The organism is Anabaena subtropica FACHB-260 (assembly GCF_014697105.1).
Lineage (GTDB): Bacteria > Cyanobacteriota > Cyanobacteriia > Cyanobacteriales > Nostocaceae > Trichormus > Trichormus subtropicus.
Genome location: NZ_JACJRF010000019.1, coordinates 1 through 24635 on the forward strand (window position 1 = coordinate 1; position 24635 = coordinate 24635).

12 protein-coding genes are annotated in these 24635 nt (G+C 39.0%); 8 read left to right on the forward strand and 4 right to left on the reverse strand.

Annotated elements, in window-relative coordinates:
• Positions 1-282 precede the first annotated feature (282 nt).
• The 4 genes from H6G18_RS12690 to H6G18_RS12705 all read left to right on the forward strand — a co-directional run bounded on the left by H6G18_RS12690 (position 283) and on the right by H6G18_RS12705 (position 6004).
• Positions 283-852 (forward strand): hypothetical protein, encoded by a 570-nt coding sequence (locus H6G18_RS12690; protein WP_190407463.1) that lies wholly within the window; start codon positions 283-285, stop codon positions 850-852.
• 25 nt (positions 853-877) lie between these two features.
• A complete protein-coding gene (locus H6G18_RS12695; protein WP_190407464.1) occupies positions 878-1264 on the forward strand; it encodes a DUF2358 domain-containing protein in 387 nt (128 codons plus the stop codon).
• A gap of 453 nt (positions 1265-1717) precedes the next feature.
• On the forward strand, positions 1718-2905 hold the full coding sequence (locus H6G18_RS12700) for a TRC40/GET3/ArsA family transport-energizing ATPase (protein WP_190407465.1): 1188 nt from the start codon (positions 1718-1720) through the stop codon (positions 2903-2905).
• 336 nt (positions 2906-3241) lie between these two features.
• Positions 3242-6004, forward strand: coding sequence for a GAF domain-containing sensor histidine kinase (locus H6G18_RS12705; RefSeq protein ID WP_190407466.1), 2763 nt, complete (start codon positions 3242-3244; stop codon positions 6002-6004).
• Positions 6005-6359: 355 nt separating this feature from the next.
• On the opposite strand, the gene dxr is transcribed toward H6G18_RS12705, so the two are convergent.
• Positions 6360-7556: a 1-deoxy-D-xylulose-5-phosphate reductoisomerase gene (gene dxr, locus H6G18_RS12710; RefSeq protein WP_190407467.1), complete on the reverse strand. Its 1197-nt coding sequence runs from the start codon at positions 7554-7556 to the stop codon at positions 6360-6362.
• Between the two features lie 329 nt (positions 7557-7885).
• Between dxr and H6G18_RS12715 the strand changes: the two genes are divergently transcribed.
• Both H6G18_RS12715 and H6G18_RS12720 read left to right on the forward strand, forming a co-directional pair.
• Positions 7886-9190, forward strand: coding sequence for a mannosyltransferase family protein (locus tag H6G18_RS12715; protein ID WP_190407468.1), 1305 nt, complete (start codon positions 7886-7888; stop codon positions 9188-9190).
• 174 nt (positions 9191-9364) lie between these two features.
• Positions 9365-10555, forward strand: a complete 1191-nt coding sequence (locus H6G18_RS12720) for a hypothetical protein (RefSeq protein WP_190407469.1) — start codon at positions 9365-9367, stop codon at positions 10553-10555.
• A 51-nt stretch (positions 10556-10606) separates the two neighbouring features.
• Here H6G18_RS12720 and H6G18_RS12725 read toward each other — a convergent pair whose 3' ends face one another.
• Together H6G18_RS12725 and H6G18_RS12730 are read right to left on the reverse strand one after the other, a co-directional pair.
• Positions 10607-12154, reverse strand: a complete 1548-nt coding sequence (locus H6G18_RS12725; RefSeq protein WP_190407470.1) for an ArnT family glycosyltransferase — start codon at positions 12152-12154, stop codon at positions 10607-10609.
• A 21-nt stretch (positions 12155-12175) separates the two neighbouring features.
• Complete coding sequence (locus H6G18_RS12730) at positions 12176-14614, reverse strand: hypothetical protein (RefSeq protein ID WP_190407543.1); 2439 nt, start codon at positions 14612-14614, stop codon at positions 12176-12178.
• A gap of 1266 nt (positions 14615-15880) precedes the next feature.
• Here H6G18_RS12730 and H6G18_RS12735 point away from each other — a divergent pair.
• Positions 15881-16798 (forward strand): polysaccharide deacetylase family protein, encoded by a 918-nt coding sequence (locus H6G18_RS12735; RefSeq protein ID WP_190407471.1) that lies wholly within the window; start codon positions 15881-15883, stop codon positions 16796-16798.
• Positions 16799-16909: 111 nt separating this feature from the next.
• Here H6G18_RS12735 and H6G18_RS12740 read toward each other — a convergent pair whose 3' ends face one another.
• Positions 16910-21631, reverse strand: coding sequence for a glutamate synthase-related protein (locus H6G18_RS12740; protein ID WP_190407472.1), 4722 nt, complete (start codon positions 21629-21631; stop codon positions 16910-16912).
• A 762-nt stretch (positions 21632-22393) separates the two neighbouring features.
• On the opposite strand from H6G18_RS12740, the gene H6G18_RS12745 reads away from it, so the two are divergent.
• Positions 22394-24376 carry a phosphodiester glycosidase family protein gene (locus H6G18_RS12745; protein WP_190407473.1) on the forward strand — a complete coding sequence of 661 codons (1983 nt, stop codon included), beginning with the start codon at positions 22394-22396 and terminating at the stop codon, positions 24374-24376.
• Positions 24377-24635: the final 259 nt, after the last annotated feature.

A 24635-nucleotide genomic window follows, 5' to 3' on the forward strand; every position in this document is an offset into this window, starting at 1 on the left:
ATAGCGTTCCAAAGTTTATGCTAGTCATGGGGGAAGTTTGATTTGAGAAGCTGGTAACTTTCATCTTCTTACTTCTCCCGCCTTTTTTCTTAATTCACATTAGGCGTAAATTAGAAACGATACCTCGTATGGTACAGTTTGAGTTGAGTGTAGAAGCGATCGCTCAGTTGTTAGATTTACCTCTAGAAGTAGTCCAGCAAGTAGTGCAACAGTCCAACCAATAAGCTGATGCGCCTCTGAACGTAAAAGCGGTACGCTAGAGGCTGAAGCTCAAAAAAGAATATGACACCTGAAATAATTGCGGAAATTCTGGCAGAATTATTTAGTACGGCAGATGTACAAGCGATCGCACCTGGATCGTGGCAAGTAGATACATCTACATTTAGACTATTGGTATTGTTGTCGGAAGATAGTAGTTGGTTGCGAGTTTTACTACCAATTGTGCCATTACAAGAAGCCCAAGCATTCCTGGCACAGTTTTTAGAAGCCAACTTTGATGATACCCAAGAAGTCCGCTATGCTTTGTATGATGGCGTGATTTGGGCAGTATATCAACACAATAGCAGTACTTTGACTAGTGATGATTTGAGTAGTGCGATCTCCAGACTTATTTCTTTATATGAAGCTGGTTTAAACGATGTCTTCAATCGTCTGATTGAAAGTCGTGTCCGGCAAATTGTGCAAGCAGCAAAACAGCAAGGACAATCTCTTGAAGCTACAATGCAAAACCTAGAACGGTTTTATGCAGAAGGATTGTTAGGAGAAGTTAACCAAACTATAGAAGCAAGAGAAGAAGTTTTAGCCGCTTGGAAGCGTCAGTTAGAACGGCTTTGGAATGAGGTAAATAGCTAGACAATGTGTAATTGGTAATTGGTAAATGAACATTATTGAAATTCTCAAACAAGACTATCAGCGATTTCCAGTAAATCAAACTTATAGCATTTATGCTGAAGATGTTTATTTTCAAGACCCATTAAATAAATTTCGCGGGGTTAATCGCTATAAACAAATGATTAATTTCATGCAAACTTGGTTTTTAAATATCAAAATGGATTTGCATGATATTCAACATTTAGGGGACAAAATAAAAACAGAATGGACGCTGAGTTGGAATACTCCCGTACCTTGGAAACCACGCATTTCTATCTCTGGTTGGAGTGAACTTGGTTTTAACTCTGATGGCTTGATAGTTTCTCATATTGATTATTGGCACTGTTCACCTTTAGATGTAATCAAGCAGCACTTCTTCCAAATAAATCATTAGTAAAATTTGATTGCTATGAAATTAGAGTTAAATAAACATCACCAAGAACCTTTATGATTAAGAATTAAAACGGGATAAGCCACCTTTGCGAATCACTACCTTCGTGATGCTTTGACGATGAAAAAAGATTAATTTATGGAAAAAAATGAAGTCAGAAAATAAATATAAAAAGATGGTGTGGAGATTGTTTAAAACTGATGAACTAGATATTAAAGATGTTCACAATAAATAATTCATAACTTAAAAACTAATTGCAAAAATAGCCTAACTCTCTTTTTCGCTCTGTTTCTGCTCCTCCGTGCCTCTGCGTGAGCCAAATCACCCATCACCTAGCAACACCCAATAACTTCCTGACACTAGACCCACTCAAACCGCACTTATTCCCTGCAAACCATCGATAATAGAGATAGCGTAAATAAATGTAAACAATTCTCAGGCAGGGCATAATCATCCATGCGAGTAATTTTGATGACAGGGAAAGGCGGCGTAGGTAAGACCTCGGTGGCTGCTGCAACTGGACTTCGTTGTGCAGAATTAGGCTATCGGACACTGGTCTTGAGTACAGACCCCGCTCACTCATTAGCAGACAGTTTTGACATGGAATTAGGCCATGCACCAAAGCAAATCCGTCCTAACTTGTGGGGTGCAGAACTAGATGCACTGCAAGAATTAGAAGGAAACTGGGGTGCAGTGAAGCGCTACATTACCCAAGTTTTACAGGCCAGGGGTTTAGATGGAATACAGGCAGAAGAATTAGCCATCTTACCAGGCATGGATGAGATTTTCGGCTTAGTGAGAATGAAGCGCCACTATGACGAAGGCGACTTTGATGTCTTAATTATCGACTCTGCACCTACAGGTACAGCATTACGGCTTTTGAGTTTGCCAGAAGTTGGCGGTTGGTATATGCGGCGTTTTTACAAGCCATTTCAAAACATCTCAGTCGCGCTGCGTCCATTGGTTGAACCTATCTTTAAACCAATAGCTGGGTTTTCGTTACCAGATAAAGAAGTGATGGATGCGCCTTATGAGTTTTATGAACAAATTGAAGCTTTGGAAAAAGTATTAACAGATAATACGCAAACTTCAGTGCGTCTCGTCACCAACCCAGAAAAGATGGTGATTAAAGAGTCTCTACGCGCTCACGCATATTTAAGCTTGTATAATGTTGCCACTGATTTAGTTGTGGCTAATCGCATTATCCCTGCCGAAGTGCAAGATCCGTTTTTCCAACGCTGGAAACAAAATCAGGAAGAATACCGTCAAGAAATCCATGAAAATTTCCATCCTTTACCCGTAAAAGAAGTACCACTATTTTCAGAAGAAATGTGTGGTTTAGCGGCTTTAGAACGATTAAAAGAAACTCTGTACAAAGACGAAGATCCAACTCAGGTATATTATAAAGAAACGACTGTTAGAGTTGTTCAAGAAAATAACCAATACAGTTTAGAATTATATTTGCCTGGAATTCCCAAAAATCAGATTCAACTCAATAAAACTGGAGATGAATTAAACATTACTATTGGCAATCATCGCCGTAATTTAGTATTGCCACAAGCCTTAGCAGCCTTACAACCAGCAGGAGCAAAGATGGAAGAAGACTATTTGAAAATCCGCTTTGTTGATAATGTGAAAGTTTAATTTTGTTTAAATAATTAAACGCTAATAAAAGTAAAAAATATATTTTACTTTTATCTTAGAAAGACGTGATTGATATCGCGTCTTTTAAAATTTTAATTTGATTCTTCAAATAATTCAAGAGTATTTAATTAGTTCAAATTTTATTTTTACTTTGCTATAGCTTAATAAAAAACGTTAATTGTTAAAACCAAAAATTTATATAAAAATATAAAGAAGTTTTTTCAGGAAATTTTGACCGTACTTTCACTGTAGACAATGTAATTATTTAAATTTAAAAATGTCTTTATATTTGTTAAGAATATCGTAATTTTCCTGAAATTAATTTAAAGAAAAGCAATGTCACCGATCGCTCAATCAAATACCCAAGTCAGTCTTAATCAAGAAAGTGTACTGCGTCGCATCACAACTCGCATCCGCCAATCTTTAGAGTTGGCAGACATCATCACAGCGACAACGGCTGAGGTACGCGCTTTATTAGGAACTGACCGAGTGATGATTTACAAATTTCACGCAGATGGAAGCGGTCAGGTCATTGCTGAGTCGATTCATGAAAACCGTCTACCCTCAATGCTGGGCTTGAATTTTCCGGCTGATGATATTCCACCCCATGCACGGGAACTATTTATCAAATCAAAGGTACGTTCTGTCGTCAACGTAGATACACAGCAGATTGGTCAAAGTCCTTTGCGTAACTTAGAAACGGGAGAATTAATCTCAGAAGAAATCAGTTATCGCCCTGTAGACCCCTGCCATGTGGAATATTTAACGGCGATGGGAGTTAAATCTTCGGTTGTTGCTCCTATTTTTCATCAAGATGCACTGTGGGGATTATTGGTATCTCATCACTCCCAAAGCCGGATGGTTTCAGAGGATGAGTTGGAAGCCATGCAGATGATTGTAGATCAACTTGCCGTGGCGATCGCTCAAAGTCATCTCCTCACCCAAGCCCGTGCTAAAGCACAACGAGAAACCATCATTAATCGCATTGCTACCTTACTGCACTCATTACCAACGATTGTCTTACAACCAGCTTTAGAAGCAACCGTTGCCGCTTTCGGTGGCGTTGGTGGTAGGCTTTGTTTAAAAAATCAAGCTGTTGACTTAAAAAATGGTACCTCTCGGAGTTTGGGAGAATGTTTAATTCCAGGGAGCAACTGTGTCCAACTTTATATCTGTGGACAACAACCCGTTATTCCAGAACCAACTATCTATCCACTAATTGAGCAGTATAGTGTCTGGCAGGAACACTACAAATCTCATCATCATGATGTCTGGGCAATTACCGACATCTATCAAATTCCCGCTTTGCGAAGTTTACAAACTGTTTTTCAACCAACTAAAATTCGCAGCATTTTATTTATTCCCTTAGAGTATCGTCAGCAGTTACTAGGTTACTTAAGTATTTTCCGCAATGAGATAGATACTGAAACTTTGTGGGCTGGTCAATTTGATGGCGATCAAAGGCAACTTTATCCACGTATGTCATTTAATCTATGGCGTGACTCTAAAAAGGCGCAAGCTCAAAAATGGACGGGCGAAGATATTGAACTAGCTAAAGAAATTGGTAAACAATTTGCCTCAGCAATTCAGCAGTATGAACTATATCAACAAGTACAAGTTTTTAACGAAAACTTAGAAAAACAAGTCCATAAACGCACTATTGAACTACAACATACATCAGAACAACAACAAGCTGTATTTGGTGTTATTTCTAAGATTCGTGAATCTCTTGATACTAATACTATTTTTCAGACAACTACTAAAGAAGTTTGTCAATTAATCAAAGCTGATCGAGTTTCTGTGTATCGTTTCACAACAGATTGGGGTGGTGAATTTGTTGGTGATTTTGAGGCAACTAGCCCTAACTGGTCAAATGAATCAAAAATAGGCATTAATACAGTTTGGAACGATACCTATTTACAAGACACAGAAGGAGGACGCTACCGTTACAATCAAACATTTGCCGTAGATGATATTTATAAAATGGAGTTTACTCAATGTCATGTTGAAAATCTAGAGCAATATCAAATTCATGCTTTTGTACTTGCTCCTATCTTTTTTGGGCAGAAGCTTTGGGGTTTGCTAGCAACTTATCAACACTCTGGCCCTCGTCTATGGAAACCTTCGGAAATTAATTTCCTCACTCAAATTGCTGCTCAATTGGGAGTTGTACTACAACAAGCTGAACTACTCACCCAAACACAGCAACAAACGGAAAAATTAACTCAAGCACTACATCATTTGCAACAAACACAAACCCAACTCATCCAAACAGAAAAAATGTCTTCATTGGGTCAATTAGTTGCAGGTGTAGCTCACGAAATTAATAATCCAGTGAACTTTATTTATGGCAATCTCAGCCATGTTAGTGAATACACTCAGGATTTACTCAGGATGTTGAAACTTTATCAGCAAGAGTTTCCCAATCCTAGTTTGGAAATTCTAGAGCAGGCAGACAAAATGGATATAGAGTTTTTAGCTGAAGATTTGCCTAAAACTCTAGCTTCTATGCAAATCGGTGTTGATCGCATCCGTCAAATTGTCATGTCTTTAAGGACTTTCTCTCGCCTTGATGAAGCAGAAATGAAAGCTGTGAATATTCATGAGGGTATTGATAGTACCTTGCTAATTTTGCAACATCGCTTGAAAGCTAAACCTGAGCTTTCTGGGATTAAGCTAATCAAAAAATATGGTGATATTCCCTTGGTAGAATGCTATGCCGGACAGATGAATCAGGTATTTATGAATGTTTTGAGTAACGCCCTTGATGCGTTAGAAGATTATAGGGAGTCGCAATCAAAAACTCATAATGGTGAAATTATCATTTCTACTAGTATTGGTCTGATTGGAGACAGTATTGAAAGCATAGTAATTCGGATTGCGGATAATGGTCCAGGCATACCGGAAGACCTGAGAATCAGAATATGTGATCCCTTTTTTACAACAAAACCTGTGGGTAAAGGCACTGGCTTAGGCTTGTCAATTAGTTACAAAATTGTAGTAGAGAAACATGGTGGTGTTTTTAAATGCAACTCGCAATTAGGTTTAGGTACGGAATTTTGGATTGAAATTCCAATTCAACAAGGCAATAGTCATTAATCAAACAGCATAAGTAAATAGGTGCAATAAAACCAAACTATGTGAATAAAAGTAAATAAAGCTCAAACTCTTTCTCCCCCTGCTCCCTGCTCCCTGCCCCCTGCATTATTCCAACAATAATTATTTACGCCGACCTACTTATATTATGGTATTCTCATTAATTTGCAATAGTTGTACTATTTAAATTTCCTTGTACTTCATTGACTTGAAAAACGCTTTCATACTTTGGGAATTGGGCAAATAATCAGAAGATTTATTGTGTTAAGCAAGATCCCCAATTTCTCAAAAAATTTGGGGATCTGATCTATAGGTTTTAACTTTCACCAATTAGACGAAAAATTAATTTTATTAAGCCTTAGCGCACAGAAATTATCTGAGCTTGAGTGGCTAAATTTTTAGTAGCTGTTAAAACTTCTTGCCTTGCCCATTGATCTGCTGCCAAAATGTCATCTAAAGAAGGATTTACACAGTTATCATTTTGATGGCGATCGCACACTAATTCAATACATCGAGGAATATCTAAAAATTTGATTTTCTCTTCCAGGAACAATGCCACAACTTGTTCATTAGCGGCATTCAACACAGCCGGCATAGAACCACCAGCCTTACCAGCCGCATAAGCCAACTGCATACAAGGATACTTTTGATGGTCTGGTTCGCGGAATGTGAGATTGCCTGCTTTAACTAAATCTAAGCGTTCCCAATCGGTGTGGATGCGTTCCGGCCAAGATAACGCATATAACAGGGGTAAGCGCATATCCGGCCAGCCGAGTTGGGCTAAAACAGAGGTATCTTGCAGCTCAATTAGGGAGTGAATAATACTTTGGGGATGGATGACAATTTCAATATCTTCGTAGCCTAACCCAAATAAGAAGTGAGCCTCAATCACTTCCAAACCTTTGTTCATTAAAGTGGCTGAGTCTACGGTAATTTTCCGCCCCATAGACCAGTTAGGATGTTTCAGAGCATCAGCCACTGTTACTTCTGCTAATCTTTCTACATCCCAATCTCGAAAAGCACCACCGGAAGCCGTGAGCAAAATTTTCCTTAAGCCGCCTTTGGGTACACCTTGGAGGCACTGGAAGATAGCAGAATGTTCGGAATCGGCTGGGAGTAATTTAACACGATGTTTTTCCACTAAGGGCAATACTACAGGGCCGCCGGCGATGAGAGTTTCTTTATTTGCCAAAGCGATGTCTTTACCGGCTTCAATGGCGGCGATTGTTGGCAATAACCCTGCACAACCAACAATACCTGTGACAACTGTTTGGGCATCACCATAACGGGCAACTTCGATCACTCCGGTTTCACCACCTAGTAAAATAGGTTGGGGATCAAGGTCTTTGAGAGCCGCTTGGAGTGCTGGCAATTTTTCGGCGGCAGAAATCGCTGCTATTTGCGGTCGAAATTGCCGAATCTGTTCTGCCAACATTTCTACATTGCTTCCCGCCGCCAACCCCACAATCCGAAACTGATCTGGGTACTGAGTGACGATATCTAAAGTCTGAGTACCAATTGAGCCAGTGGAACCAACAAGAGTAATACTTTTCACAATTACTTAAGGATTTACCGACAACTCCCACTATAAATTGCTGAGGACTCATTAATATACAGCGATCGCCACAATCAATTATTCTTCATGGGATCAATATTGATTTTACTTAGGAAATGTCGCTACTAAGTATTTATTTCTGAAGCTCGCTAATTTTTATAATGATATTTTGTGTATTTAAATACTAATTCCTTAATCATAAATGCTTAAAATTTATTTTCCGAAAATTACTCAATGGTAATTGTTTAATACTGGAATAATGTGAAATTATCGGGTGATAACCATAGATAAATAAATGGATAAGGGATTTTTGGGAAAGACTCAAGTCTATGGCTAAAGTGCAAATATTGATCACACAAGTTTTATGGAAAAATGATTTTCTCTTTCCAGTAGCAATGTGGTTTCTCAGCCGAATCCTAATTTGGATTACTATGTTGCTAGTTGCACCTAATTTACCATCAGCACCAGAAACTCCCTCTAGTTTAGGCTGGGGAGTTTTTGACGCTTGGGATGGTGTACATTATAGAGCGATCGCCACTACAGGATATGAATTTGTTAATGACGGTAAACAACATAATTTAGCGTTTTTTCCCCTCTTTCCCTTCAGCATTAGGGTGTTGATGACTTGGGGTTTTTCGTTTGAACTAGCAGGTCTTTTAATCAACAATTTGGCATTTTTGGCAGCACTTTATATTTTGTACTTCTGGCTGAAAAATTGCTATGGAACCAGTGTAGCCAGATGGGCTACGGCTGTGGTGTCTTGGTATCCATCCGCGATGTTTACAGGGGTAGTTTATACTGAGGGACTGTATTTATTTTTAAGTACAGCTGCTTTAAGGGCTTTTGATCAACAGCAGTATGGCTGGACAGCCTTTTGGGGTGCGTTAGCGACAGCCACACGTCCCACAGGAATGGCTATGATTCCCGCCTTGGCGATCGCTTCTTGGAAGGAACGCAGACCACCAATTGCTTATATTGCTGGTTTCGCCACTGCTACAGGAGTGATTCTATTTAGTTTATATTGTGCCATCCGTTTTCATGATCCGTTAGCCTTTATCGCTGCACAAAGAGGCTGGCGACCATCTTTAGGGTTTGATGGGCAAGGGTGGTTAAATATGCTGATGCAAATTGTCTTAGGTTCTCAAAATTGGAAATATGGTTGGGTTCAGCCTGAACTGGGTCTGATCAATGACCCTTGGCATCCTTTGCTGTTTACCTTGATTGTTGGTACTGGATATTGTTTATACTACTTTCGTCAATACTTAAACTCTGCCAAGATTATCTATGGCTTTTACAGTCTAGTTTTGCTTTTGTTGCTACTGGCACCAGAAGATTTTATTAATCGCTTGCTTAATGTATTTATACTGTTGGGTGGTGGTTGTGCGTTGTGGCGCTTTCGTGCCAAACTGACTTCTGTAGCGGTTATTTATGGTTTTTGTGGTATCGGGTTGCTACTCGCTTCTGGTGGAACGATATCCTTAAGCCGCCTAGCTTATGGCATAGTACCTTTGAGTATGGCGATCGGTATGCAACTATCTCACAATCCTCGTCAGGGATATTTCACTTTAGGTTTATTTATTACATTACTTGCCAAGCTAGCCGTGGGATTTGCCCAAGAACAATGGGTAGGGTAAAAGCAAATTTAAAATCCTTATTTGCACAGCATTGAAGTGTCAAGACTTTAGCTGATATACGCGAAGGTCTAAGCGAGTCGTTCGCATTTACTTCTTGCTATTTCCCTAGCTTGTATAAGTCATATATAATAGTCACAATTTCCTAACAACTTCACCACATAGCATCTACTATTTATGACCAACACTTCAGATCAGAAGTTATTTAAGCTAATAAAATATAAGTTTCAAAGGCTGTTAAAAATTTTTCCTCATCAAGTTCCAGCCTATTTAATTATTGCGATTATTTTTGCTGTGCTAATTCGATTAGTATGTGTTCCTAATCAATCATCAGATTATAAATCTTTTTTAGCACCTTGGTATGATTTTATAGTAATTAATGGCGGATTTAGTGCCTTAAAATATGGATTTGCTGACTATACACCACCCTACCTCTACTGGCTTGTAATTGCGGCAACGTTGCTTTCAGGATTACCAAAAATTCTGGCAATTAAACTTTTTGCCATGTCTATTGACTTTGTTTGTGCTTTTTTTACTTACAAAATTGTCAAACTTAAGTATCCAGAGGGGAAGCTAGGCAATTTTGCTTTTATAACAGTCATATTGAGTCCTGTTGTTATTTACAATAGCGCTATTTGGGGTCAATGTGACAGCATCTACACAACGGGTTTAATTGCTTGTATTTATTTTTTATGTATCCAAAAACAAATTCCAGCATTAGTTAGTTTCGGATTAGCATTGTCTTTTAAATTACAGGCAATGTTTCTTTCACCTTTATTATTAATAATGTTGCTCAAAAAGAGAATAATGTGGTATTTTTTACCGATCATTCCTCTAGTATATTTATTGGCAATGATACCTGCTTGGTTAGCTGGAAGACCAATGCCGGAATTACTATTAGTATATTTCAATCAAGCTAATAAATATAAAGAACTAGCTAAAGGTGTACCTAATTTTTATCAATGGATTCCCAACGATTTTTATCGTGTAGTTACTACAATAGGGGTAATAGGAACTATATTTGTCATACTTTTATTAGCTTACATTGTTTATAAAAACAAACAAGAAATTACGCAAGAAAGACTGATATATTTAGCTACATTATCAGTATTGTTATTGCCTTATATCCTACCAAAAATGCACCAACGATATTTTTATCCAGCCGATATTTGTTCTATTATTCTTGCCTTTTATTTACCTCAGTATCGTTGGATAGCTATAGTTGTGCAGTTGTCATCACTTTTTAGTTATTTAGGAACTCCTATACATATTAAGTTTTTCTCGATTATTTTGGGTTTTGCAATTTGGTTTTTGGTAAAAAATTGTGATGTCATTTATCCAAAATTAAAGACGGCATTGCGAGATTAATAATTGATAGATAAATTATTAACAGAAATCTGATTTTATGTTTGATACAAATTAATTTTTGGATGGCGCAATCAAAGTAAAGTTTTCAGCAGAACCTAAAATTTGACTTTCAGATAAGTAGATTTTTTGTAAAGTTGTCTTATCTAATAATAAATAATTATTGGTTCTAATTTGTGGTAAAAGTGATATGTCAAAAGGAAGAACTTGACAATTACAGTAAAAGTCTAAGCTAGGACGACTATAGGTAAAAGAAGTATAGATTTTTGTACCAGGAGAAAGGTGTTGACGAATTAATGCAGCAACTGGTTTGACTGCAAATGCTTCGTTTAATTCCCAAATCCATGATTGGGAACTCATTAACAAAAATAAAACTAAATACATCCCGACAAATAACACTGGAATAAAGTTGCGATCGCTCTTGTGAACCAGCCATGCTACTATACTCATACTCACAGCTAAAATAATGCTCATACCAATTAATGTAGGCTGAGGCTCACTAGTGACAAAGTAAACACTACCTCCTAAACCTGCTATCGCTAGCATTACAAATAGAACTACCAAAGTTTTTGATTTTACATGGCCATGCTGCCAAATATCAGCTAACTTCGCACCAGTTGCCCAAGCCAAAAATGGATATATGGGTATGATATACCAAGGTAGTTTTGTTCTCATCACAGATATAGTTCCAAAGTAAACAATTGTGCCGATGAGAATTAAACTACCCCAGGAAGTATGACGCTTTTTACCTGCTAAATAAAACCCTCCTGGAAAGAACAAAACCCAGGGAAAACCATATTTAAGAATTTCTAGTAAATAATACCAAGGCGGGCCTCTGTGTCCTTCTACAGACTGGAAAATACGGTTAAAACTTTGGGATTGCAAATTAATTTCTAAAAAACTCCCACCATAATGTTGCCATTGAGCAGTATACCAGGCGATCGCTGGTGCATTTCCTAACAATAACCCTAACCACAAATAAGGATTTCTTAATAAAGCTAATTGTCTATCTACTAAAATAAATAAACCAGCAATTCCTCCTAGTAGCAAAACGATCATCCCTTTAGTTAGAGTAATTAGCCCCAAAGCAACACCTACGCCTAAAGCATACTTTTGGTTGTGGCGGGCTTTTAGCAAACAAAACAGCAATAGTAAGAAAAAAGTAACAACTGTACCATCTAACATTGCTAGCCTTCCGTGGCGGACTACAGGCAACATAGTTAAATAAACCAACGCACTCAATAAAGCTGGTAAACTACGATTGAAAAGTAATCGCCCTACTAAGTACAACAAAGGTACTCCCAATGCAGTGATAACTGCACCAGGGAAACGTGTTGTCCACTCATTCACACCGCCAATAGAGTAAGCCCAAGCAATTAACCAGTGTATTAGAGGAGGCTTGTTATGATAAGCCTCCCCTGCTAAGGTCGGATACAGCCAACGCATAGAACCAACTGGGGCTAGCCAAATGTCACGAGCAACCTGTGCTATGGTACCTTCATCCCAATCACGCAAAGGAGAGTCACCTAACAATATCAGCCACATGGACAATGAAGCGACCAACAAACCTAATAAGCATTTTTTCTCTGTGACTGAGCGCATATTGACAGTTCAAATCATTTTTTAGAAATGGATTAATGGCAAAAACTTCATGATATTTGTCACAGTTTTTAATGTTTTTAATTCTGGTATATCTGCCTTTAATTGTTCTGCGATCGCTAATTTTAGTTCAGCCTGTCTAGGTTGAAAATCATATAAATACACAAAGGCTAGATAAAGCCATACATAAGGATTTTGAGCATCATATTTAGTTAACTCTGTTAAATTATCGATTAAATTAGGAACTTGACGTTGTAAAAGTTGAGAGAGTACCAAGCGATAACGCCAATTTAAATTATTTGGTTCATTTTGCAAGTAATAATTAGCGGCAAATTCAATTTGTTTTAGATAATCTTGAGTAGGATCATATTGATTAAAATTAGATATTTGGTCAAAAATATTATCTAGCTTACCCTTTTGTAATTCTAATGCCAATTGTGACATTTTTGAGACTAAATCTAATGCTGGCGATTTTTCTAATTTTCCTTCAGCCGTTAGATTGACAGCAATATCAGAAATTTCCAAAGGTGTGACTTGGCTATTTCTTCTATCTAAATAAAGGGCTGATAATTGATATTTGCCTGGCGGTAATGTTTTAGGAATAAATGCAGCGAGATTCTCCGTTACCTGAAAAGTTCCCTGCGGATGACATTTAAGACCACAATATAAATTACCTAAAGCGATCGCATGATCATGAAAGAAAGATGACTGCTCATTTTGCCATTTTAATAGCAATAATCCATTTTGCAAATCATCCCATGTACCGGTTACTTGATAAGTCACAGGGTTATGATCACCAAATACAAACTGATTGTTAGTTATCACTTGTTTTAGCGTAACTGAAGAATTAGCGTTATCTAATTTTTCAATAACCACAGCAGGATTTATTCGGTGATATAACCGCAGTTTATCTCCATGAGGCAATTCCCATTCTTCTTGTAATTTTAAATCCGAGGAAGACTCTACTAAAAGTTTTAACTTCCTTTTAGTTTCACCCCTTTCTCCAGGCTCATCAGGTTCATTATCTTTGGTAACATACCAGGAAAAATACTCTAAGTCTTGCTCTACTTGTGATAATTTAGTAGTTAATTTTCTGCTGTAGACTCTAAAATCTGTTAACGTCCCAAAATAATCTAAAGTAAACTGATTAACTTGGGGTGTAGAAACAGGAATTACTCCTAAAGTTGACCTTAAATATGGATTTGTTTTGTTAATTTTATTGATCAACTGCGAAAGTGGATATCTTTTACCCTCATCATTGGGTAAATGTTGTATTCTCGACGCTTTAATTAGAGGTAATGGAAATAAACTGTTGAGTAAAAATATGATACTTAATCCAATAGTTATTAACCTGATTTTATCAAACAACTTAGTATCAATCAGATTAAAAAAATAAGATAATATTAAACTAATTATTGGAAAGCAAGGTAGAATAAATCTACTATCTTTGTTTGTACCAAGAGAACAGATTATATAACTACTTAACAGAAATATTATTAACCAATTCAAGCCTGATTTATTCCACTTACTTTGAATTAAATTAATATCGAACTTGTTTTTAATTAGGTAAATTAATAAAATCCCGATACTCATAAATAATATCGGTAAGCCAATAGTTTCTGGTAACATTTGTGGATAAACCAACCATCCAGCTATAGTTGTAGGTGGAGGATCACCCTCTGATTTTCCTACCCGGTTAGCATTTAATGCAGATGTAATAATAGTTAACCAATTTAAACTGTACCAAAAACCACAAACTATCCAAGCTATTGTTAAAGAGAACCCAGATTGAACTAACTTAAGATATTTACCTTCTTTGGTTAAGCTAATTAAGCTCAAAAGGCTAGGAATTAAAATAAAAATAAATCCTGTGGGTTTAGCCAGCATTATCAACCCTATTCCTAAGCCTAATATAAAGGTTAATAACCACGATAAGAAACCTTTATTACTATCTTTCCAAATTGTTAAAGCAGTAAAAGTCAATGTAACAACTGCTGCTAAACCATAATCTAATAAATAATCAGTTCGCATAATCCCTAAGATAGGGAATAATAAACAAAATATACTGGCTGTTATGCTAATTTTGCGATTATTAAATAAATAATTACCCAAATGATAAACTGATGTAATAATTATTGCACTATAAAGCAGATTCACTAAACTGGCTTCATCATATCCCATACCAAACAATAATAAAAATGGGACAGTACAAATATAGACAAAAGGAGCGCGATAACTAGGAGTTAATTGCCAAAGAGATAACCACCAATCACGAGAAAATATATGGATATCCTGAAAAACTCGGTAATGGTGCAAAGCTGTTGTTAGATGTGCGCTTTGATCATAAGCGGGGATGGATTCATCTAAAAAAAACCAAACTCTGTCTATAACTAATGCGGCAAAAAAAAATATTAGCAGTAAGAGATAATCTTTCTTGATTTTAGAATAATTAGAATCATTCATATTCATAACGAAATATTAAAAAAAATGACTAGTTATAGTCGTCTCTGTGGCTTCAATATCGACAAATAAAAGTATCATAAACTACAGAATATTGTAGCGATAAGCTTATTCCAACTTAGGCGATGACTGACCGTCGGTCGCAGACCATCACCCTTTTCAGAAAAACCCATAATATACTGCTAATGCAAGGTTATAAAAACTACCCAAATCTAAGATAATTTAAACCACCTTAGTGTCTATACTTTTATTGCCTTCTTTAGCAGACCGACCATATAACTACAAATACTAATCTTATGTAATTTTTTGTCAGAGAATTATGTTTTTTTTATAAAAATAAATACTGTTTCTGGTCAATAGAGCCACATCCCTGGTTTAAACATTGATAATTTTAGACAATTTCAGTAATTTTACTGTGACGACCCATATTTAATTTTTATATTAATTAAGATAAGAACTCCCATGAACTTGAGACTTCAAGCAGTAAAAGTCAAACTACTTTAATGGTCTACTTACACTTTGATACTAAAAAAGTAAATTTTTTATCACATTTGTTGCTAAGTGTTTGACAATTAATTTTGCATAAATCGTTAAAGGGTATATGGATTAACTACTCCGAGCTTCTTGTTAATGAGAAACTATCTTCAGGTGAGTGTCGTCTATCTGCTTGATCTAAAAGTGAAGGATGCTTTCTGGTGGCTAAAAATTTAATTTTTTCTTAAAAATACGAAAATGATACTTAGCAGTAGAATAATGATTGTCAACAAGCAAACTGATATATCATTAAAATTTCCAATAAATTAACTAACTCAGATTGCATATTTACTTTGCTCATCTTTGACAAAAATCTATGCAAAATAGAATAATTATTAGTGGATAAAGAATTATAGAAAAAATCAATTAATAGTATCTAAAAATAGTATGCGCTGATTTAGCAATACTAACTATTTGATTAATATAATAATTTGGCTTTACTTACCAGGGATCTATCAACAATACAAATTCAAGCTCTACACTGTGGAGAAAATATATTTGGTATTAAAAAATAGCAATAACTAAATAGGCTACAAGCCTCCCAAATTAAATTCTCTAACATTGAGTTAGAGCTATATCACATACAGCTTGCTCATTCCTTAGTTCCTGTTAATTTTTATACAAAGTTTTAGAATTAGCAGTCATGAACTAAGTATCCAAGCATTGATAAGAAAATGTGTGAAAAATTACGGTAATACCAGTAACTAATGATTCTACCCTTGAAGGAGCTATGAAGTGGAAAACAATAAGTCGTTTCTCTGGCCACAAGGAATATTGATTGGATTATTAACTCTTAGTGCTAGTTTTAGTATTGGGGTGATGATGCTACTCAAACCAAACGCCTCAGATGCTCAAAACAGACAAATTATCAACAGTATAAATATAACTACTCCGTCAGCCAAAGTCGGAACTCGGCAGCGAATTGAGAAATTTAAAACGATGATGCTGACTAGTTGGCAGCAAGAAGCAAAAACCAAAGGTTTGTCTTATGCTGTTCCATCTCGTTTTCAAGGCGCAACGATTAAGGCAGTAAAACTTAGTCAAGGTCAAAAAGTAATTGCACTAACTTTTGATGATGGGCCTTGGCCTGAAACTACTGCACAAGTATTAGATATCCTTAAACAAAACAATATTAAAGGTACTTTCTTTGTTGTTGGGCAAAATGTAAAAAATTACCCAGACTTAGTGAAGCGAGTGGTTGCTGAAGGACACGCCATTGGCAACCATACATGGCATCACTGGTATCACTTCATGAACCCCCAAGTAGCAGCTTATGAAGTTACTAATACAACAAATCTTATCTATCAAGTAACAGGTGTGAAAACAGATTTATTTCGTCCACCTGGAGGCATGATGAACAATGGACTAGTTTCCTACGCTAGAAATAATAAATATGCCGTTATTATGTGGTCATCTGACTCGATAGACTACTCGCGCCCCAGCGTACCTAGATTAATCAATAACGTATTCAGACAAGTACAACCTGGTGGAATTGTATTAATGCACGATGGTGGGGGTAATCGTTCCCAAACTGTACAAGCATTACCAGAAATTATTACGAGATTTCGCAAGCAAGGTTATAGTTTTGTAACTGTTCCTGAACTTTTAGAAATGCAAGATAAAGAGGAAAAATTAATTACTAATAAAAAGTGATTCGTAATTAAAAAAAAGACGCGATATATCGCGTCTTTTTTTAACAATCAGTGTCTTACTACTCTTTATCAGTTTTGTATTAGTCCACAACTAATAACTAATGACCAATAACTAAACTGAACTCAAGTGTTTTTCTGTTACACCTTGAGGATTTGCTTCTGGGCTTTCAGCTTCTGAAGGTGGTACTAACTGCCAGAATTTAGGTAAGAATTCTTGCCAATTTTGTAGGATTAGTTTGGCCTTTGGTGAACTAGTACGTTCTGCATGAGCTTTGATTAAGTCTTGCAATTGTTTCTCTCCGGCTGTGCTTATAATCCGTTGAATTTTGACAATTTCTCGATTGACTAGTTCCGGGAATAAACCATCTTCATCCAAAAAGTAAGCTAGTCCACCAGTCATCCCCGCCGCTACGTTGCGTCCTACTTTACCAAGGACAACAATTACACCACCAGTCATGTATTCGCAACAGTGATCTCCAGCACCTTCAATGACGGCTACACCTTTGGAGTTCCTTACAGCAAAGCGTTCTCCTCCTAAACCATTGGCAAATAACACCCCACCTGTAGCACCGTAGAGACAGGTGTTACCAACAATAACGTTTTTGGCAGGATCATAAGTAGCCTCTGCTGGTGGTTTGATAATAATTTCACCACCGTGCATCCCTTTACCTACATAATCGTTAGCTTCTCCTGACAATGTGAGAATAATTCCAGGGAGGTTGAAAGCACCAAAACTTTGACCAACGCTACCCGTGAAATTAAGGTTAATTTGTCCTTCGAAACCACTATCACCGTACTGAGAAGCGATCGCTCCCGCTAGTCTTGCCCCCAATGTTCTGTCAGTATTGACTATGGGTAAGGTCTTTGTCACAGTGGACTGATTGCGAATAGCAGCTTGAACATCGGGATCAGCAAGCAATTGGTCATCTACAACTGGGCCGTTGCTGTGGACTTCTTCATGTACCAACCAACTACGGTTTTCCTTGGTATCTGGTAGTTGAAGTAAGCAATTGAGGTTGATTGATTGTGTCTTGGTGAGTTGTGCATCCTTACGTGTTGTTAGTATGTCAGCCCGGCCAATGATTTCTGACAAAGAACGATAGCCAAGTTTGGCTAACAAACCTCGTACTTCTTCCGCAATGAAGTAGAAGAAATTGACGACGTGTTCGGGGATACCTGTAAACCGCTTGCGTAATTCTTCTTTTTGGGAAGCAACACCCACAGGACAGTTATTGGTATGGCAGATTCTCGCCATGATACAGCCCTCTGCAATCATGGCGATAGAGCCAAAGCCGAATTCTTCTGCACCCATCAAGGCACTGATTAATACATCCCAGCCACTCTTGAGACCGCCGTCCACACGTAAGACCACGCGATCGCGTAAACTATTCTCCATCAGCACCCGATGCACTTCACTCAAACCCAGTTCCCAAGGTGAACCAGCGTGCTTAATTGATGAGAGTGGTGATGCACCTGTACCGCCGTCATGACCGGAAATTTGGATGATATCGGCATTGGCTTTAGCCACACCCGCCGCAATTGTGCCAATACCAACTTCTGCTACCAGCTTCACCGATACTTGGGCTTTGGGGTTAATTTGGTGCAGGTCAAAAATCAACTGTGCCAGGTCTTCAATGGAATAGATATCGTGGTGAGGTGGTGGTGAAATCAAGGTGACACCGGGCTTAGACCGCCGTAGCATGGCGATGTATTGGCTGACCTTTGGCCCTGGTAGTTGTCCGCCTTCTCCTGGTTTTGCACCTTGGGCAATTTTAATTTCAATTTGTCTTGCACTTGCTAAATACCCTGGTGTAACACCAAAGCGTCCTGAGGCGACTTGCTTGATGGCGCTAGACGCTGTGTCACCATTGCGTAAACCCCGCAAATGCGGCAGAGTAGGCGAGTGTCCAGATGGGTCTACATCATCCAAAACTTTGTAACGCACTGGGTCTTCGCCGCCTTCCCCAGAGTTGGATTTACCACCAATCCGGTTCATAGCGATCGCTAGTACTTCATGGGCTTCCCGTGACAATGCACCCAAGGACATCCCCCCAGTACAAAAGCGCTTGACAATATCACTCACTGACTCTACTTCTTCTAGAGCAATGGGTGAGCGATCGCTTTGGAAGTCTAGCAAGTCCCGCAATGCTGTAATTGGTCTGTCTTGCAAGTACTGCTTGTAAACTTCGTAGTGGTCATACTTCTTCCCATCTACAGCCTCATGCAGGGCTTTTGCCAGTTTGGGGTTGTTCATGTGGTACTCCCCGGTAGGGCGGTAGTTGACAAACCCCAAGTTTTCTAACTTGTTGGTTGTCAGTTCTGGGAAAGCCTTACTGTGGATGGAAAGTACTTCTTGGGCTAACTCACTGATACTCAAGCCGCCAATACGGGAAGCAGTACCTTGGAATCCCAGTTGTAGTAAATCTCCACCAATACCGATGGCTTCAAAAATTTGCGCTGCTTGGTAGCTGGAGAGTAGAGAAATTCCCATCTTTGAGAGAATTTTCAACAAACCAGATTCTACAGCTTTACGATAGTTAGCGATCGCTTGTTCTAATGTGAGGTTAGGAATTTTACCCCGTTCCATAAACTGTTGGGTTGCGGGGTCAGACCACCAAGCACGCACTGTTTCCAAGGTCATGTAAGGACAAACAGCAGCAGCACCATAGCCGATGAGACAAGCAAAGTGATGAGTACTCCAACATTGAGCAGTCTCAACAACTAGAGATGTCTTCGTTCTCAATCCTTCCCGAATCAAGTGGTGATGCACTGCACCCACAGCTAACAGGGGCGGAATATAGCTATACTTTGTGCTGATACCACCACCTGCGCCATCATCTACGGTGGGGCCTAGCCCATCGCTCAAAATGAGAATCTTGGCTCCGGCGCGGACTGATTCAGCCGCTTGTTGTTGCAAAGCTTGGACTGCCTCTTTTAATCCGTCTGGACCATTGGCGATGGCAAATAGAGTTGACAATTCAGCCGTAGCAAATCCCGACAGCTTAATTGCTGCCAATTCTGCTTCTGTTAAGACTGGCGATTCTAGCTTTAGTCTTCTGGCGTATTCTGGCTTTGGTTCTAATAAGTTACCTTTCTCACCCAGTTCTACTTTCAAAGACATCACCAGCTTTTCCCTTAATGGGTCAATTGCTGGGTTGGTTACTTGAGCAAAGCGCTGTTTGAAATAGTCATAAAGCAAGTGGGGTTTGCTGGACAGCACAGCTAGGGGAATATCATCACCCATGCAGAAAGTCGGCTCTGATCCGTTGGTAGCCATTGGTTGGATGACCATTTCCACATCTTCTGTGGTGTAACCAAAAGCCAATTGCTGACGAAGTAAGTTTTCTTTGTCAATCTTCAGCGTAGTTACATGACTTTTCCCATTCCCATTACCGTTACCATTCCCATTCATCTGACTGGTAACTTGCTTGAGTTCTTGACGGTACTTTTGCAGCCATTCCCCATAAGGTTGCTGTTTAGCAATACGCTGTTTAATTTCCCAATTCTTCAGTATTTCATGGTTGACTAAATCCACCGCAATCATTTGTCCGGGGCCTAGTCTACCTTTCTCAATAATGTCTGTTTCTGGGAAATCAACTACCCCAGCTTCCGAAGCCACAACTATATAGTCATCTTTGGTGATCACATAACGAGCTGGTCTTAAACCGTTCCGATCCAGTGTTGCTCCTACTGTTTTACCATCACCAAATACCAACAGTGCTGGCCCATCCCATGCTTCTTGCAAACCACTGTAATATTCGTAGAAATCCACAATTTCGGGGTAGTTACGCAGGGATGGTTGATTTTGATAAGCCTCTGGAACCATGATCATCAAGGCTTCTAAGGGGCTACGTCCAGAATGCACCAATAACTCTAGGACGTTATCTAGCGTTGCCGAGTCACTATTACCCAGGAGGACTGATGGCTTGAGTTCGTCAAAGCGAGTCTCCTGTGGAGAGGCTGCGCCAACGCCCCAAATTGGATGATGCAGGCTTGCTTCTCTGGCCATCATCCAGTTGATATTGCCCAACAAAGTATTGATCTCTCCGTTGTGACCCAACAGTCGCATTGGTTGCGCTAAAGGCCACTTGGGCATAGTGTTAGTACTAAAGCGACGGTGATAAACAGCAAAAGCACTTTTATAAGCTGGGTCTTGTAAGTCTAGATAAAAGTCTCCTAAAACCGCAGAACGCACCATGCCCTTATAAACAATTGTGCGACTGGACAAGGAACAAACGTAAAATTCTTCGGAGATGCTTTTTGCAGCTTTAAATATGCGTTTACGTGTAATGAACAGTTGCCTTTCCAGTGCATCACCACTGTTATCTGCTGCTAGAAAAATTTGCTCTATTTGAGGTTGGTTTTCTTTTGCTTGTATACCCAACAAATCAGGTTGTACGGGAACTACTCGCCAGCCCAGTACAGTGAATTTTTCTTCAGTCGCAATTCGCTCAACAACGGCTTTGGCTTTTTGTGCTACTTCTGCATCTTGTGGCAAAAATATCATTCCCACAGCAATATTATTGCTAGACAAAAAATCTATCTGTCCTTGGGCATATTTTTTTTGCAACAACTCCCAAGGAATAGCAGTTAATATCCCTGCACCATCACCAGAATCTTGGTCAGCGCTACAACCACCCCGATGTTCTAAGCAGGTCAAGGCACCTAGAGCTTTAGCCACAATTTCGTGGCTGGCATGATTTTGGCGATGAGCGATAAAACCTACACCACAGGCATCTCGCTCCTCTACTAACCACCTTTGTCCCTGGTAGGTATCTCCTGAGTTCATATTTGCTGTGATTTCTTGGTTGTGATGCTTCAAGTTATGATTCATAGCCTGTTCCTGAGATCGTTGAGTCACGAATTGCGCCACTGTTTGTGAGAAAAACTTCTAAATTTAGTGCCGTATAAGTACATAATTCACCAAAATTTAGAGAAAAAAAATTTTAACTTCGGTTTTTTTATTACCCACGTTAAAATTTTTACGTTATTTTTTATGTGTTTATCCTAATGGAAGAGAAAATTTCTGTGCTTTGACAGTCCTTTATTTATATCGTGCAACTTTATATGTTCTCAATTCTAGTGCTTTGAGTTTCCTCGACAAAGAACACTCTTCAGTGCTAGCGATCGCCTACGGCAGGGCGTAGCCCATCGCACTCCAATTAACACTTCACTGTTCTGTGACCAGAAACAATCCTGATTTAGTAGCAAAATCAGCGTAGTACACTATATACCCCTTTGACAATTCCTAATATTTTTATTGTTGTGAGATTTTTCGCTGTTGCCACTGACGTCTCTACTGTTTAACCTTCACTCAAGTAGCAACAGCAGGAACAATCTATCAGGATCTAATATCTTATCCAAATATCATCACCAAAACTACTATCTATAGTTTGGCTATAACTAGTGCTAGTTAAAGCATTTAGTTACAGTGGTTTTAGCGACGCACTTATTGGCTTTTCATCCATAAGAGATAAGAAGCCAACATATACATTATCACGTTTATTAAGGAATTAAAACACTGTTTTTTAAGATTCCCACACAATTAGCCAACCAGCTCATTGAGTGATAGGTTTCAAAAGTACCTATGTAAATTATGGACAAAATGTCAAATTATTGCCGAGAAAAACCCCACAATTTTGTTACCAGATCATTAAAATACAGCTTCTTTCAAGCTATAGTGTCTCCGATAACGGCAATATCACTGTGTTTGTCTGCTACCTTAGCTACTAGCGCCCAGCATCCACCAAAAGCTGCTCAAGCAAACATACAGCGTCCAACATCATCTGCATCAGTCAGATTATCTTCTGGTAGCCAAATTTCCCTCAATGGTCGTACCTTGTCAGGGGCTTGGTTGCAGCAACCGGGAGGAGCAAATCAAGTGACAACACTGATTAGTGATGGCGCTCTCAGGCAATTTATTGGGGTAGACCTATTAAACAGCAACAATCCAGCCAGACAACCGGTGGTGTGGTTTTCCTCAACTACCCAGCCATTAGTTTTAACAACTAAGCTCCAGGGAGGCTATCGCTATCTTGATGTTACCAATCTTGTCCGAACAGCAGGATGGCAGGTACAAGCACAAGGTAACACTTTAGCGATCGCCACCCCTCCAGGGCAAGTGAGAAATATTCGCCAGAGTCAGCGACCAGAAAACACAGGCGTACCATCTTTGCCGGTAACTCGCATTGTCGTAGACTTAGACCGCCCAACCCCCTGGCAAGTTAGACAAGGACAACCAATCAGACCCCCTGCTGACCCCAACAGCCCAGATGTTCCACCTCCTGCGCCAACTCACAGAGAGTGGACAATCGTCCTAGATGGCATAGCTGATGCAGCTCTAATTCAACGCTACACACCTCTACCAACCGAACCAAATCTATTCAAACAACTACCAACACCTGAACCAATGGTGACAAAAGTAGAGGTAGTGAACAATCAAACCTTAATTAGTTTAAGGGTTCCCTTAGCTTTATTTCCTAGACTTGCCACCATCAATAATCCAGATCGCTTAATTATAGATCTGCGTCCCGATGCTTTAGATGCGCGAGATATTGCCTGGGCAACAGGAATACATTGGCGACAGCAGTTTGTCAATTTAGATACAAATAGATTCCCTGTAGTTCTGTTGGAAATTAACCCCCGGACTGTCGGACTAAGCTTAAGACCGATTCTTACAAGTCCTAACACTTTAGTAGGTACAGATCCCCTGATTCAAATGGCCCAACGCTACTCCGCCATAGGAGCAATTAACGGGGGATATTTTAACCGCAATAACCGCTATCCTTTGGGTGCAGTTCGTCAGGATGGGCGATGGTTGTCTAGTCCCATTTTAAATAGAGGTGCGATCGCTTGGAACGATGCCGGACAATTTTACTTTGGTCGCCTCAGTTTACAAGAAACCTTAGTCACATCTACGAATTTGCGATTGCCAATTCTATTCCTCAATAGTGGCTATGTACAAACAGGTATGGCTCGTTACACCACCGCCTGGGGACAGACTTATACACCCTTAACCGACAACGAAAGAATTTTCATAGTCCAAAACAACAAAATTACCAATCAATTAGCAGGTGATAAAGCAGGTCAGAGCAACTTTCCCATTCCCAAAGATGGCTATTTACTAACATTACGCGGTAATAATAACGCGATCGCATCACAATTGGTAATCGGTAAGGATGTGCAGATTACCAGTAGCACCATACCCGGAGATTTTAACCGTTACCCGCATATCATAGGAGCTGGGCCACTATTAGTCCAAAATAATCAAATCGTCCTTGATGCCGAAAGCGAAAAATTCAGTAAAGCCTTTATTATCGAAAGAGCTGTTCGCAGTGGCATTTGTACAACCACCAACAACACCTTATTAATTGCCACAGTACATAACCGTGCAGGCGGCCCTGGCCCAAACTTAGCAGAACACGCCCAACTCATGAAGCAACTGGGATGTGTAAATGCCCTCAACCTAGACGGTGGTAGCTCAACTAGCCTTTACTTAAGCGGACAACTACTAGACCGCTATCCCAATACCGCCGCCCGCGTCCACAACGGCATCGGAATTTTTCTCCAACCACGTTAATTGGGAATTCGGGAAGTGAGCAATAATTCTCATCCTCCCATTCTCCTTTTTAAAGCAGAGAATAAGCACTCATCCTACTTGATGAAGACTTTGTATAAACCTAGAATTTCAACTAACATTCTGCACTCTACCCAGTTTCACTTTGCTATGTTTAGCAAGGTGCTAATAAATTGCTAATTTCACGGTTGTAAAATTGCCCCAAATTTTCCATCAATTGTTCAGAGTAATGACGGTTTGTTTTGTCTCCAAAAGAGGTAAC